The following is a 15,342-nucleotide window of genomic DNA, read 5'->3' on the forward strand; positions in this document are numbered from 1 at the left end:
TCGATTATGAACATGATATTGTGAACGGAAATTCGGAAGTCGTTCACATTTTCATGTAAGGAGCTGGGTCCTGAATTGGCCATTGGCGCCCAATGGTGACACCATCTCGATGGCTGGTCGCTGGGCGCTCCGTTGAACCAGTAGGCGCATCCGTCCAAGGATCTCTGATCACACTCCATGGCCGATAGCCACCAGCCTCAGGACGCTGCTCGCTCCCAAGGAGGTCGATCAAATGGCAGCAAGTTGGCGCTTCCGGAAGCGCGTAGCAATGTGACAAAGGCCGAGACCGAGCAGCATCATGAGCCAAGTTGCCGGCTCGGGGATGTCTGATGTCGGTGTGGCAAGGGCCAGATAGCCTTCGGACAGCGTAGCGCCTTCGAAATGGGACACCGATAACCCGCCAAAGGTAATGGAAAAGTCGGAATAGTCGGGCAGGCCGTCACCATTCGTGTCCAGATACAAGACCGTTTCGCCGAGACCATTTTCCAGGAAGAGAACCCCCCAGAAGTCGCTCTCAATGCCAAGGTCGGCATAGATCGGTGCCAGCCCGATCTGATCTCCTGCCGCAAAATCCGATATGAACTCATGTCCCGTGATGACCAGCCCGCCCCTGACCGGGTCAAGATAGGTATAGGTGTCGCGTCCACTACCGCCTTCAAGGACGTCGTTGCCGAAGTCGAGGTAGAAGATGTCGTCACCGCCGCCCCCAAAGATCGTGTCGTCGCCACCCCAGGGGACAAATTCGTCATTCCCAGGCGTCCCGACGAAGAGATCTGCAGAATTCGTTCCGTAAAAAGTGGCCATGGTGTTTCCCTGCGATGTCGGCTCATGCCGGCGCTTTATGCGCCGGCTTGGGGCGGCCTGCGAACAATTGCCGACCTTTAATGTCGAAGGATATTGAGGTGTTGCGCCCAAAGGCAATCTAAAATTGTAGCGCCTTCAGTGGGCCGGTTGAAGTCCAGGGCCGATCGGGCGGACGGCTCCTGTGGGTCCGGGGCCTTGCATGGGGTCAGGCCCTGCTTCAAGGATGGGCAGGCTCTCTCTGTCGTGACGGTGATGGGAATCTGGCCTGCCGACGAAATGGTCACTCTTTTAATTATAGTAAAAAACGTATGCGGATTTTATTTTTAAATATTCGTGATACGCATGTATGTATCGCGAATATTTAGATATAATAAATAATTATATATTGCGGTGCAATATTGTTAATGAATGTGTGATTCGCACCTGATTCGTTTTAATTGTGCACTGCAATAAATTTTTATTTTCTTATATAAGTGTATGTTAATTAAAAATTAATTTTTGCACACTTGATCGTGGTTAATTTTATGCGAGAGGCTGATTGCCTGTGGCGATGTATGGCGCTTTCCCCGGTGTAGACGGAAGGAATAAGCTATGTACGATCAGCTCGATCTTGAAAAACTAAGAGATCTCAGGGAAAGGATGGAGACCCTCCGGCCCCTCGCTGTCGACCCCAATCTAGGGCGTGACGCGGTTCAGGCCGCGGCCGCCCGCCTCGACCTGAGTGAGAGGCATGTTCGACGCTGTGTCACCGACCTCCGTAACAATCCGATCGCCGACAGCGTCGATCCGGCACGGCAGCAGGGCAGACCGCGCCAGCCGCGGCTACCGCGGCAAACCCGGATCATCCTCTATGCAAAAATCCAGTCCTTTCTGCTCGGGACGGCGGAATGGAAAAGCCGGAAGGCTCTGCATGCCGAGATCGAGGCGGCTTGCCTCGATACAAATACGCTGGTGCCGAGTTTGAGTACCGTGCGCCGAAAGGTCGCGGAGCTCTCCAAGATTTGCAAGGCTCGCGCCCGCCAGATCAAGGGCGAGGTACGCGACTATAAGCCGACCCCGCACCATCATGACGTCGCCTGGCCCCTCGACGAAGTGCAGATTGATCACACGCTTATGGACCTGATCGTCGACCTCGAAGAATTTGGGCTTGGTTTGAAACGGATCTGGTTGACCCTCGCGATCGATGTCGCGTCTCGCATGATTTATGGCTTCCATCTGGGGCTCAAGGCGCCGACCGCACGAACGGTCGGGCTCACAGTCATGATGGGGATGCTGCCCAAGCGACCGGTCGTCGAGGCAAGCGGTGTTTCCTGGGAGGAGGTTGTTGAGGCGATCGAGGTAGATCCCTGGCCGATCTTTGGCGTGCCTCAAGTGATCGCCACCGACAATGGCAAGGACTTCAGGAGCCGGGCGGCGCAGATGGCCTATGTCCAATTCGGCATCCGCGCGTCCTATCGGCCGGTCGGTGCCCCCCATTATGGCGGCCACATCGAGCGTCTCATCGGCACCTTCATGAAGGCAGTACACGAACTGCCGGGCACCACGAGCTCTAGTCCGAAATGTCGAGGTTCCTATGACAGTGCCGGGAAGGCGTTCCTGACCCTCGAAGATGTCGAGCAATGGCTTGTCGCTAAGATCCTCGAGTATCACCTGACCCCGCACAAGGGTCTCGATGGCATCACTCCGCTTCAGAAGTTTCAGCATCTCGAAGCACAACGACCGCACCGCTTTCCGATGATTCCTGACGAAGTCGACATCCGCACGGCCTTCCTCCCGACAGAAAACAGAATGGTCGGCAAGCAGGGGATCCGCTTCGCCAACCGCTACTATTATCACCCCGGCCTCGCGGAGCTGGTGGGGCGGCGGGTCGCGGTCAAATATCACCCCGCCAGGATCAACCAGCTCTATGTCTGCCTGAACGGCCTGAAGCCTACGTTCGAGGCGTTGCCGATCCGAAACGCCGGCCGGTGTCGGTACCTGGAGGCTCTGGTCGATCGCCTGCCGACGGCGGCAATGGCAGCGGAAACCAAGCGTCAGGCCGCGGTGGCGCGGCGCCTGATGGTGCAACGCAATGCCCTGGTTGAACGGGCCCGGGGACACCGCTTGCGGCGGACACCCGCCAAGGCGCTCGCGACACCCCAGGTTTCCCTGCGGACCCAGGCAGGTCGACCGGCCCCCAGCCAGCCGGCGCCATCGACGCGCCTGCGGAACAGGGGGTGAGTCATGGTCCGGTTGAACGAAGCTGTTGGCAATAGCGTTCCGCAGACACTGCCAAATGGCGTCTGGAAGCCGAATACCGCGCGCCCTCGGCAGCAGGTTTCCGGGGGCAGCCAGAAGCGCCGGTCGGATGGCCGGCGAGGAGCTGAGCGGGAAGCGACGACGAGGCCTGTGAGTGAAGAGGCGACGGCGCCAGATATCGACAGCGCGACAGCCCCCGATCGGACTCACCTCATCAATGATGCCGTCCGTCAAATGGTCGACATGCCGCTAAAGCGACGCCTTGACTATGTGTTTTCGCCGCATTGGTACAATCTTGACTATGCTGTCGCGCTAGAAGAACGGTTCGACGAACTTAGAGAGGAGGCGAGGCTTTCGAGAGAGGCAATCGGCATGCGGATAGTGTCCCCAAGCGGCATGGCCAAATCCTTGATCATGCGACACTATTGTGACAAACACCGGCCCTATCAGGATAAAAAGGCGCGCGTCACCATCACCCCGGCGCTTTTCATGGAGATCGCGCCAGGGCACTCCGGCGTTACTGATGTGATGAGCATGATTTATCAGGCCCTGAAGGCCCCGTATCAGAGCGGTTCGTTTGATCGAAGAAAGGTCCGGTGCATCGCGGATCTCGAGGAATTGAACATCCAAATCCTCATGGTCGATGAAATCAATATCATTACGAATCTGCCGGATGACATCGCGATAAAAATTCTCAATATGCTTAAGTGGCTGAACAACTCATTGGGTATACCGTTGGTGCTTGGCTCGACACCGGGCAAAAGTGAACTATTTAAAGCCGACCATCAATATGCCCGCCGTTTCCGGCCCTACCATCTCGCCAAGTGGCAGCTGGACGACGCCTACGCACGTGCGGTCAGTACGATCATGGCCTATATGCCGCTCGCCGAGCCACCAGAGGCAGCGATTTTTGAGGATGAGGGCCTCTCCTACCTCCTGCGTATAACCGACTACGAAACGTCATCGCTCGTCCGTCTGATCAAGTTCGCCACGCGTATGATCATGAAAGAAGACGGCGACAGATTGAGCCTCGATGCGTTGAGGCTGGCGGCGGCAACCTATGGCTATTCTCTCCATTCTGAGGACTAAACGCCTGCCTTTCCATCCCTGGCCGTGTCCGGATGAGACCGTGTCCAGTTGGTTGTCGCGGTTGGCCGGTATCTATGGTTATGAAAAAATCTTGGCCTTTCTTGACGACCCCTATCTCCGCTTTGAAGGCTTGGCCGCCCCGTACGATCTTGATCGACCGCTGCCACGCCTCCTTGAATACCGCTTGGCGCGCCTCGTCGGGATGCCATCGCGGCTGTTGCGGCAGCTGGCACTCGACGGGGATGGCTGGGTGACGGCAACGGGGTGCACCGCTGCCTGTCCCTTGTGTTGGCTCGACGATCTGGTAACCGGCCAGCCGCCGCGTCGGCGCCGCCGCTGGATGCGGGCGACCGCCTGGTGTTGTCCGCGACACCGTTTTCCCTATCTCGACCTCGGGAGCGTGCCGGCAGGTGAAGCCGAATGCCGGCTGCACCTCGAGCCCCTGATGTTCCGGGGGGCGATCGCCGCCGCCCATATATCGGCGCCGGTGGCTGCCTTGCTGCGTTTTGAGGCTTTTCTGGCGGCGCCCAACGCGCCAGTTTCGCTCGATCTGGTGTGTGGACTGCTCGACCGGGTCGGGCGGGTCCTGTTCCAGTCAACGGGGCAGCGCCGGTGGCAGGCGCGACTATGGCTCTATCGGTTCGAAGCACGCGGAGCGCTGCCGTGGGAACTGCTTTTCGGTTCGGACGACGGGCACGATCCGGCCGGAGTTCAGCCAAGCTGCCCTCAGCCGCCGGGCTATCTGGCCGAGCCGGCGATCGGCAAGCGGCGGCAGATGGCCTATGCCCTGCTTGACCTGCTGGCGCGCCAGTATCGGGATGGCCTCGGGGCGGTCTCGTGGGTCACGCCCCGCTTGCGCAGCGGACTGGCCGGGATGGCAACCAAGGCCGCGACGGCGACCGCGGTGGCGGCGCTCTCGGCCTTTGCTGCACGGGTCATGCCGAGCAGTCGCTTCGATCCGGTCTATCGTCCCGTGCCGGCGAAGGGAGGCCAAACAGATGACGGGTGAGTGTCCGGCGGCCGCGACCGCGCATATAGGTGACCGCCTGGGCGGCGCTCTTGAGACGGGTCTGTTCCATCAGGCTATGGAGGCCGATCCCGGCGTCGGCGGCGGCGCTGGCGAGGCCGGCCCGCAAGCTGTGGCCGCTATAGGTGGTGGGGTCCTGGCCGAGGCGCTGGACGGCGGCCTTGACGATGCGGCCCGCGGCGCGCGGCGCCAGGGGCTGGTAACGGTGGCTGCCGCTACGGTGGATCTGGCAGAAGAGCGGACCGGCGCGGTCGCCGCGCTCGGCGAGCCAGGCCTTGAGGGCGCGCACCGGGCAGACGGCCGGGTCGGGATGGCGGCTGACGGGGACCTTGGCGCCACGACCCGCCGGGTCGCCCTTGCCCTGGCGGATGGTGACGGTCAGGCCGTCCGGCGTGAAGCTGATGTCAGCCAGCGTCAGGGCGGTGATCTCGGCGCGGCGCAGCGCGGCGGCGAAGCCGAGGAACAGGACGGCCCGGTCGCGCCGCTCGATGCGGCTCGGGCCGAACAGACGGCCGAGCCGGCGGAGGTCGTCGAGGCTGACGGGGGTGGCTTGGCGGGCTGGGGCCAGGCCTTTCTCGCGCGCCGCCCCCCGCATCACCAGACGGATCGCCTCGTGGCGGGTGTCGAGGCGGACGCCCGCCAGTCGGTGGGCGACGCTGATCGCGGCCAGCCGGGCCTGGAGGGTGGTCGGGCGGACCTTGAGCGACAGGGTGGCGAGATAGAGGGCCACTGTCCCGGGGTCACCGGACAGCGGGGCGACGCCGACGCCGCGACACCAGGCCTCATACTGGGTCCAGGCGGTCTTATAGGCGCGACGGGTATGGTCGGCATGCGCCATGCGCGCCAGCGCCGCGGCGCGGTCATAGACGGCGTCGAGGTCGCGCTGGAGCGCCTCGCGGACCGGCAGCCAGCCGAGGAGGCGGGCGGCGGCATCGGTGGCCGCGAGTGCCGGGCGCGGAATGGGGTCTGTCGGACGTGCCATGGCCAGTTTCTCCGGGGTCCAAAGGCGCAGTCTAGCAGAAGTTGGCCCCGGACGACAGGAACCCTGCTGTCACCGATCGGCGCGGCCCGGGGAAGAAGGAGCAGGCGATGACGCATTTCCGTCTTGAGGACCGCGCGATCACGATCGGCCGGGGACACCGGGTCCGGTCCTTTTCGCTGGTACATCTGCAGGTCAGCAACCCCTTGCGCGGCTTCGACCGGCCCGCGCTCGCCGCCCATATGGCGCCGTATCTGGGGGCTGACCAGGGGGCGCCTATCCTGCAGCGCGCCGCCCGCTGGGTCGCCGGGGAGGGGAGCGAACGCCCCGCCCGCCTGGTCCATGACCTGGTGGCGGCGGGACAGGGCTATGGCCTGGCGGGCCAGTCAAACCTTGCCTGGATCCTGTGGCAGGCGGCGGCCCTGATCCTGATCGAGGCCGGGGTCGACCATCCGAACGAGTTGCTGGTTCGGGGCGACGGCGCGGGGCCGGCCGGGGACACGGCCCGATAGCCCCATCCCTCCCAACCTTGCGCCGGGCCTGCGCGCCGGCGGGGCGGCCCTCACAAGCCCCTGCATCCTAACAGGGCGGCTGTTAGGATGCAGAATGGCCGTTAGTCTGTTGGCATTCCGTCTTTTCTTCTCTCGCGATCCGATGGCGGCCGACCGGTCGGGGGCGGCACTTTTCTGGCGCGCGGCGAGGGGTGCTGGCGGCGCGGAATCGGGCGCTCTGCGGCGCCGTCATCCCCGGATTTCGGGGCGCAACGGCCTGGCTGGGGGCCGATAAGTGATAGTTATCGGGCACCAGAGTTCGGGAAATGTTCCAAGGGCGAATTACATCTTATTGGGGAAGGATTGCGGAATAGCCCTCTTGACCGATGAATATTCTTGGTTGAAATGTGTCAATTAATAGAGGGGTTGATTACTGGGGAAGAGCGTGAGTCAGCATAAGAACAGTTCGATTTATAGCTTGGCGTTGGTTGCGGATGCGATGGCCAACTCAGGTGACTATATTTCTGGATTTGTTGAGCTTTTGTCCGATTACGCAAATGATCATGCGGAAAAATATTTCGAAGCCGCATCGGTCCGATCATACTTTGATGCCGAACTAGGGATAGAAATTTCAGAAGAAATAGCAACATTTCTCATATCGCGTTTAGTGAAAGCCGGGATGCTCTCCACTACAAGAATTGGGGGGGGCGGGACTGTTAGTTATAAATGGGTGGGGCGCGCTAAAAATACCAGCCTCGATGCCATTCAGGGAGAACTTGAAGGTGAAATTTCGAGGCTTTTGAAGGCGTTCATGTCTTTTGTCGAGCGCAACTTCGCCGAATTTAGCATGCCAGACGAAGACCGGGCACTTGAGGGGTTGACCAAAGTCCTAGCATCGATTGGTAGCCAGGTTGAGGTCGGTGAAGCTAACTCTGGATCGCTTGAAGAAGACAGCGATCCTGAATCGCAACGACTGACATACCTTGCTGGGAGATTTATTGCCGATCTAGCCGATGCCAATCTAGAACTATTCGAGTTTTCGATAAAATTGACCGGTGCCGCAATGCTCGCCGAGGCTCTGGCTGATATGCGAAATCCCGGTGCTCGCCATTCATCACTGGCAGGTCGCACGTTTATATTAGATGCCCCGGTGGTGATTGATGCCCTTGGTTTGGCTGGGCATCTAGAGAAAGAAAACAGCAAATTTGTTCTTGATAGGCTGAGGGCATTGAAAGCCACAGTTGGTGTTTTAGAGCACTCTGTCGACGAAATCGCCGAGATTCTAAAAATGGTACTTTCGGCTCAATCCTTTGAACGCAGGGGATCAATAGGCAATGCACTGCGTACTGGGCAGGTCCGTGAACCTGAATTGCGTGCAGTGCAGATGGATCCTGAAGCCGCAATCAAAGATTTAGGAATTTCGATATTCAAGACGGAGAACGTTACGCCTAATTCCGTTAAGTATTTTGACGAGAGCCATGAAAACGAATTGATGAACGACCTGCTCGGCGGCGGCGGGTGGTCCAATCCGGTAGCGGCAGAGCGCGATAGCAGGTCAGTCGCCTATGTAATGCGCCGGCGTATGGGCAAACGAGTCGTCGATGCTCTGGAAGCTACATATCTTTTCATTACGAATAACGTGACCCTCCGAAACAGAACTCACAGATTTTGTACTAGCTCGGGGTTGTTTAGCGACCGGCATGCTGGGCCCATTATCATGAGACGTAGAATGGCAACGCTCTTATGGCTAAATGATGGAAATGCAACAATTAAAGAACTGTCACGACGCCAAATCCTTCTAAACTGTGACCGTGTCGTTCGAGCTTCTCCTGCATTGATTCAGAAGATGCAGTATTGGCTGAAAAACTTAAATGGCGGCAAGGCTGATCACTTCGCGGCGTTGCTTTTGAAGCCTCGTTCAGCTCAGGTAATGTCGGATCTTACTCTGAATGATGCATCGATCGTTACCAGCGGCAATGCCGAAGAGCTACTCGCCGCTATGGAAGCCGAATTGGAAAAAAAATATGAGGAAAGCGCCGCAGACAAGATGTTGCAGCAGAGTTTAGTGCATGGCGCTATTGTCTCAGATCTTGTGAAAGGACAGGAGGAGCTCAAGGGGAGCAATTTGAGTCTTGAAAGAGAAGTCCTGACAGCTAAAGAGTCTGCCACTGCTGAAAACAAAATGAGGAAGGCGACAGCACTACGTTCGGCAAATATTGTGTATTCATCCTCTGTGAGAAAGTTCGATGCATTTATGAAATTATCGGCATTAATGTTTGTTTTTATTTCTGTTCTGCCGGTGTATTTTGCTTTTTTGAACGTGTGGTACGCAATTATAAGTGCATTGATATCACTTTTTACTATTCGCTTTTCCTATGATGCAATCAGGAAATATTTCATGGAGCATGCATTGTCGAATGCAAAGAAGCACTTATCCACTATTGGTGCGGGTGAGTTTAATGTGGAACTGAAAATTGATAGTGGCACTCAAAAACTTGAGTGGAGGAAGTGATAGTGGAAGCCTAACCGCAAAGCCGAAATTGTTTGCTGGGAGGCACAACTGCAATCACTGGATATCAAGACAGCGTGCTCATCCAGTTGAGGTTGGCAGGGATACTCCGAGAGTATTCTTGAGCGCGGATACTAACTCATTTTGTGAAAATTTCAGCGAGTGTAGACCATGGTTTCAAGTGCGTAGATTAGCTTCTATCGAACACACCTTATGGCGGAAGTTGGTCTGCTAATTGAGTTTTCGATAGGGCCATGTCGGGGTGACTGAGATCAAAGCTTTAAAGCGTATGCCTAAAGTGTCACGAGGCTATAATGAATCAACTGGAGTTGGAGGCATCGAACCGGAGAGGCGTTTCATTATGTATCGCGGATTGGAGCGTTACAGCAATTCTGAAGGCGTACAGTTGCTAACGCTTTATGGCCTGATTGAGGCCATCCTGGTGGGAATAAGTTCTTTCTAATCATGAGTAGGCTCAAATACATAGGTCGCCGCCTCTCTTGGTTGGATGAAAAGCAGAAGAAGCATCTTCTGGCAGACAAAGATATCCTCGAAAAATTCCAAACGCCCGTAGTCGTACTTGCTCCTCCAGGGATGGGCAAAACGCGTTTAATGGAAGAATTAGCGCGATGGCAAGGAGCAGAATACATCCGCGCGAAGACGCTTCTGAGGCAAGAGGAGCATCCTCTTGCTTCGGGCCATCGATTGATAATCGATGGTTTGGATGAGGTGTCCTCTACGGACGACGGAGATGCTCTTCATAAAGTTTTGAGCAAACTAGCACAGTGGGGCAGGCCCAATTTCGCTATCTCTTGTCGGGCAGCGGAATGGGACAGCGTCGTTCAAGGATCAGATATTCTGGACGACTATGGTGCGCGTCCCGTAGAGCTTATACTGGAGCCCTTGGAAAGGGCAGATGCAACAGAAATCCTTAGGGAAATTTTGCCGGATGTTGAGGTTGATGCCCTGCTGGACAAGCTTGATGCGGCGGGGTTAGGTGAACTGTGTACAAATCCACTGATGTTGGAATTTGTCGCGTCAATTTCGGACGGCAAGGACGAATTTCCATCTGGGCGAGGTGAATTATATCGACGCGCAGCATCTGGTCTATGCGTTGATAAAAATCCGCTACATCCTTCAAGCCGCAAGCTTCAAGGTATTTCTGTCAATCAGGCTTTGTTCACGGCCGGCGCTATAATGGCTACCTTATTGTTGTCGGGTCGCGATGCCGTCGTGGCAACTTCGTCGATTGATGAGCCTAGTCTGTTGCCTATTTCTGATCTGGCCGATTTGGTCGATGCGGACCATATGCGCCTAGTCTTAAAGACCAAGCTCTTTAAGGTACAGGACAGCCATAATTCAAATTATGTCCCCTTCCACAAGACGATAGCGGAGTTCTTAGGAGCATATTGGCTTGCGGAACACGTAAGTGTGGATCAGCGGCCTATCCGTATGGCATCGCGCGTGCACAACTTATTCACGCATGCAGGCGGTGTTCCTTCATCTCTACGTGGACTCCACGCTTGGTTGGCCTATTTTAGCCCGACAATCTTTGGTCCTCATGTCATTGAGGTCGACCCATACGGCATTCATGAATACGGCGACGCCGCAAGTTTGCCAGATGAGGAGCTATCGCGGCTACTTTGCGCCCTGCAGCGATTGTCGACGGAAGACCCTGCGTTCCGTGAGAATTCTTGGGAACGTCAATCTAGTGCGACCCTCGTGCGGAAAAGCATTCTCGGCGTTTTTTTGCGCATTTTGATGTCTCCGGATACATCTTGGCCGCTCCGTTCTTTATTGCTTGAGGGGCTGAAGAATTCGGATGTGACGCCGGAGATCGAAAAGGACTTGTGGGAGCTTTTACGCAGTTCCGCGCACAGCTACCGCGAGAGATATGAGGCTAGTGAAGTATTGATTAGCCTGCACCAGGATAGCGATGTTTGGACGCCCTTTATTGAAGGTCTTCTATGTGCAGATGAAGAGGATTCCTCTCGTCTGGCTATCGATGTTATGGATCGAGTAGGCTTTGGGAAATTCTCAGACGCTTTGATAGTAGATGCGGTTATTTCCGAGACGGGGATCAAGAATGACCCTGAGGACGAAGAAAAGCGCGATCGCGTTTATGGAGGTCTTTACCTAATTTACCGAGACATTCCATTGCACAGAATTGAGAGCTTTTTGGACCTGCTCTCGGCGCGCGTTTCCCTCATATTTGAAGACGATGTGCGCTACAAAGATAGGCATGATTTGTCGACTGCGCTGTTTGATTTATCAGTGATGGTCAATGAGTTGATTTCGCGACTTATTGCTGCTGATGCAAGCTCGTTTACACCACTTCAGTTTCTGAAATGGTTGCGAGCTCTTGAGCGTGAAAGAGGATATCAACGGGATGCTCGCGATCGTGTCGCCGACTTCTTAAAAGACAACGCGGATTTCAGAGAAGCTGTGTGGGATGTTGCGTTCGGCAATCTTGCCAGCAGTAAAGACTTTTATTGGGAGAGCTATAAACTGCAATCCCTGTCAATAGGCCTGAAACTCCAGGACGATGACATTCTAAGATTTCTTCGCAAACTAGCGGATATGAAGGATGTTTCCAGAGAAGAGCTATGGAGGGCACTCGTATCTCATTTCTGGGGAGAAGCAGGGTTGCCCAAAGAAGTTCGGGCATTAGCGCTGACTTATGCAAACAACAGGCAAGATTTGCTTGATTTTATTGCCTCGATGAATGGACCAAGGCCACTGCCAGAGTGGAAAGTTCGCGAGAACATCCGCGAGAAAGCTGAAAAAGAAGCGCAAGAAATTGCGCGAGCAAAGATGCTCGCTGAATATGACACTCACCTTGAGGACCTTAAAAAGGGGCAACTCGAATGGATATATCGACCGTCTAAAGTCTACTTGGGACTCTACCGCGACTTGGATGAAAATGCTTCACCTGAGGAGAGAGTCAGGCTGTGGCTGGAGGATAAGTTCGTCGTTGCTGTTCAAACCGGGCTCGAGGCTGTCTTGCACCGAAGTGATCTTCCAACAACGCTACAAATCACAGAAGGATATGCCAAGTCGCAGCGATGGAATTTTGTTTTCCCAATGATTGCTGGGGCGGCTCAGCGTTTGCTGCGTGGGGAGGGGCTGGCGGACTTTTCCGATGACTTACTCACATCGATTGTAGTTTCGGCAGACAGGGAGGGCATAACGGAGTCAGCGTTTGCCCAGTCTATAGGCTTGGATAAATTTCTTCACGATGAGATGATCGGTCGAGATGGCGTCTATGAACGGTATTTGCGGCAAAAATTTGAGCCGCAATTCGCCGCGGAGAGCGCTCACGTCTCGGGTTTGTACGCCCTCTCTAGGTCGAGAAAAGAGCCGTTAATCACTGGATCGTTGATACTCGAATGGCTCACTCGGTATCCAAATATCAATATTCAAGCCTGCCACGAGATGGTTGGGCAACTACTTCTATCTTCCATAAGCCGGGATGCCGAAGTTCTTAAAGGCCTCGAGCAGCTTGCAATGGATAGGCTTGAGCAGCTGCAAGGCCCGGGCCTTTCGGAGCAAGAGATTTCCCACAAGGGGCTCTGGGGGTCGGTGTTATTCGCAACGGATTTTGAGAAAGCGGCTACGATTTTGCCTCCGATCACAATGGAAAGCCGAGGCCTTCTGTGGCAAATTGCCTCGTGGTTTCATGGCAGGTATGGTGAGGATGATCGCGTTCTACCTTTGAGTATTGATCAAGCCGCTTGGCTGGTGCGGCACTTTAGATCTGTATGGCCAAAGGTGTTACGACCGAGAGGAACGACATCGGGTGACAGAAATACCTGGGACGCCACAAACATCATTGAATGGGCGCTGGGACAAATAGCCAAGCATCCAAGCCCTTATGCTGCGGAGGTCCTGAGGGGACTTCGAAATGAAGCCGATGACGGATACTCTCTGACCATTCAAATTGACATTGCTCGTCAAATTCGAGCTAGGCGTGAAGCTGAATACAAGCCGCCGAAGCTGGAAGAAATAAAGTCAGGGGCTTTGAACAAGGCTCCCAAAAATGCGGCCGACGTTCAATCAATTGTCATCGCCGAACTTATTGACTTCCAAGCTCGGGTCAAGGGTGATCGGTTCAATGTTGTAAAACTGTTTTACAATGAAAAAGGACAGCCTCTGTCGGAGAATGAATGTCGGGATCGTTTATTTAATGCACTTGGCCAGAACCTGCCATTTGGCATTCAGTCTAGTCCTGAGGCCGCGATGCCTAACGGAAAGAGGAGCGATGCAATTTTTGGCTTCAATGACATTGCGATACCTATGGAGGCAAAGGGGCAATGGCATAAAGACGTATGGACAGCCGCAGAAATTCAACTGGATCGGCTCTATGCAACGGAGTATCGGGCCGCGTCAAAAGGAATATACCTCGTGTTCTGGTTTGGCAAAAATGTCGTGGCGGGAAAAAGGCTCAAACCCCCACCAAGAGGTATTGATGTACCTGAAACCTCAGACGAAATGCGGGAAAGTTTGGAGGCATTGCTTCCAGAGCATCGGCGCGGTGATATTGCTGTATTTGTCCTGGATTTAAGTCGTGGTTAGCTGCGTACCTGCTAGTCACCAGTGTCTCGGACAGCGTGGGATAACTGAAGGAGCGGTCATGTCGAAGCGGAATATTGAGATTAGCTATGGCGATATAGTTGAGCATCGCAAGTTTGGCAGAGGTCGCGTTCTGGATGTTGAAGGTGGGAAGTGTGAGATTGATTTTTTTGACGCCGTCGGCATCAAGAGGGTTATGAACACCTATCTGGAAAAACTGCATTCCGGAGATGGCAAGGGGATCAAGTTTTGGCAGAAAGAGTGGGATGCCCTGGTTGCCGAGCTTATTGATGCGCAAATGGCCGCGATGAATCTGCTACCCTCTCTCTTTCGTCCCATTGGCGATGATGCAGCGCAACTGCACCGGCAATACCAACAACTTCAGGAGCGCTCTCGAGCTGTGGAGGGGCGGGTGCGGCAATTCCTTATCGCTGAGCAGGCGGGTGAGCACAAATAGCGAGTTGCATCTTCTGAACATCGCAAAATTTCGCGGGATTGTTATTCTATTGTGCTACGCCAGTTTTTGTTAGGTTTCGGGTGCCTACTCGCCGTGGAATTATATTTCCTGAATTTCAGATCTGCTCCAGACGTCACTTTCTGAATCTTTTAAGGTAGTCCTCTCTCGCTAATTTGTGGAGAGAATGGTCGGGGCAAAACAACGTTGGCGGCGATTCTGAGATCTTTGGGTACAGATGATGCTGAACCTCTATCTGAAAGACAAAGGCTAGGCTCCCAATCGACGTCACACGTCGTCATTCAGGCTGACGCAGGAAATTGCATTTTTCAGAATGGTTCTTGGAACAATAGCCTGCCAGTCGGGGTGATTTTTGATGACTTTTTTGTCGCGACGAACGTTTGCTTCCGGCAGAAAGTGGTGGATTGGCACCTTTATAGGTCTTCAACCTCGACCTCGATCTCCGGTTCATTCAAACGCCCCCGAACAATCTCTGCGAGTTCGCTATCTATTATGCATTCTATGAGCCGCTCAAACTCTTTCGCGGGAACGACATAGAATGCGGGTTCGCTACGTTTCATGACGGCTATAGTTCGCCCTTTGCCCTCGACGACAATCGCCATAGGACTTTTCTTGAAAGCGGAGAGGCTCACGCAGACGTTGGCCAGAATGGGATAGGTGGAGGGCACTCTATGTCTCCTTGTATGACCGCGCATGAGACCTTTCTGAGGGTACGTGCATCAATAGCTGTCAGATTGAAGGCGCATGATCGGGTGTCAAGCTCGATGCGTTCTGGTGCTAGCGGAAACTGACGGCGCTCCATAATATATTATCGAAGAAACAAAAATTTCGCGGGATCGTTATTTTATTGCGCTGCGCCCGTTTTCGTTGGGTTTCGGGCACCTGTACCGCGTGTAATTATATTTCCTAAATTTCTGGTCCGCTTCCGGGGCCCCTTTATGAATCTTTCACGGCCTGGCAATTATCGCCAACTGTGACGCAAATGGTCATTCCTAGTGAACACCGACACCCGGCTGGGTGTTTGGCATTCCGGTCATTTCCTGTCCCGGATTCGGGGGTGTTATAGGGGGTATAACACACCTTGAGGCTTGTTTTAGGCGTCGGCGCCGCAGGCCCGGTGATCTTTCTGAAAAATAAAACCATTTAAAATCAATGTAC

The 15,342-nt window shown here is 54.8% G+C and carries 10 protein-coding genes; 7 read left to right on the forward strand and 3 right to left on the reverse strand.

The window, feature by feature from the left end; translation table 11 throughout:
• Window positions 1-228 precede the first annotated feature (228 nt).
• Window positions 229-804 (reverse strand): PEP-CTERM sorting domain-containing protein, encoded by a 576-nt coding sequence (locus tag PH603_RS07495; protein WP_289505444.1) that lies wholly within the window; start codon window positions 802-804, stop codon window positions 229-231.
• A 591-nt stretch (window positions 805-1,395) separates the two neighbouring features.
• On the opposite strand from PH603_RS07495, the gene PH603_RS07500 reads away from it, so the two are divergent.
• From PH603_RS07500 to PH603_RS07510, 3 genes are read left to right on the forward strand one after another with little or no spacing between them, the layout of a single operon-like run.
• Window positions 1,396-3,024 carry a TnsB C-terminal domain-containing protein gene (locus PH603_RS07500; RefSeq protein ID WP_289505445.1) on the forward strand — a complete coding sequence of 543 codons (1,629 nt, stop codon included), beginning with the start codon at window positions 1,396-1,398 and terminating at the stop codon, window positions 3,022-3,024.
• A gap of 3 nt (window positions 3,025-3,027) precedes the next feature.
• The gene (locus PH603_RS07505) at window positions 3,028-4,131 is read left to right on the forward strand and encodes a TniB family NTP-binding protein (protein WP_289505446.1); all 1,104 of its coding nucleotides are present in this window, start codon (window positions 3,028-3,030) and stop codon (window positions 4,129-4,131) included.
• Window positions 4,103-5,140 carry a TniQ family protein gene (locus PH603_RS07510; protein WP_289505447.1) on the forward strand — a complete coding sequence of 346 codons (1,038 nt, stop codon included), beginning with the start codon at window positions 4,103-4,105 and terminating at the stop codon, window positions 5,138-5,140. The genes PH603_RS07505 and PH603_RS07510 overlap by 29 nt, the downstream gene beginning before the upstream one ends.
• On the opposite strand, the gene PH603_RS07515 is transcribed toward PH603_RS07510, so the two are convergent.
• Window positions 5,067-6,140 carry a tyrosine-type recombinase/integrase gene (locus PH603_RS07515; protein ID WP_289505448.1) on the reverse strand — a complete coding sequence of 358 codons (1,074 nt, stop codon included), beginning with the start codon at window positions 6,138-6,140 and terminating at the stop codon, window positions 5,067-5,069. The genes PH603_RS07510 and PH603_RS07515 overlap by 74 nt on opposite strands.
• Before the next feature lie 107 nt (window positions 6,141-6,247).
• On the opposite strand from PH603_RS07515, the gene PH603_RS07520 reads away from it, so the two are divergent.
• From PH603_RS07520 to PH603_RS07535, 4 genes are all read left to right on the forward strand, one after another.
• Window positions 6,248-6,649 (forward strand): hypothetical protein, encoded by a 402-nt coding sequence (locus PH603_RS07520; protein WP_289505449.1) that lies wholly within the window; start codon window positions 6,248-6,250, stop codon window positions 6,647-6,649.
• A 424-nt stretch (window positions 6,650-7,073) separates the two neighbouring features.
• Window positions 7,074-9,140, forward strand: a complete 2,067-nt coding sequence (locus PH603_RS07525) for a hypothetical protein (RefSeq protein WP_289505451.1) — start codon at window positions 7,074-7,076, stop codon at window positions 9,138-9,140.
• 462 nt (window positions 9,141-9,602) lie between these two features.
• On the forward strand, window positions 9,603-13,712 hold the full coding sequence (gene eruA / locus PH603_RS07530; protein ID WP_289505452.1) for an NACHT domain-containing antiphage protein EruA: 4,110 nt from the start codon (window positions 9,603-9,605) through the stop codon (window positions 13,710-13,712).
• A 58-nt stretch (window positions 13,713-13,770) separates the two neighbouring features.
• Window positions 13,771-14,166: a hypothetical protein gene (locus PH603_RS07535; protein ID WP_289505453.1), complete on the forward strand. Its 396-nt coding sequence runs from the start codon at window positions 13,771-13,773 to the stop codon at window positions 14,164-14,166.
• A 431-nt stretch (window positions 14,167-14,597) separates the two neighbouring features.
• On the opposite strand, the gene PH603_RS07540 is transcribed toward PH603_RS07535, so the two are convergent.
• Window positions 14,598-14,852: an antitoxin gene (locus PH603_RS07540; protein ID WP_289505456.1), complete on the reverse strand. Its 255-nt coding sequence runs from the start codon at window positions 14,850-14,852 to the stop codon at window positions 14,598-14,600.
• Window positions 14,853-15,342 lie beyond the last annotated feature (490 nt).

This window comes from Gimibacter soli (assembly GCF_028463845.1).
In the GTDB taxonomy this organism is placed as follows: domain Bacteria; phylum Pseudomonadota; class Alphaproteobacteria; order Sphingomonadales; family Kordiimonadaceae; genus Gimibacter; species Gimibacter soli.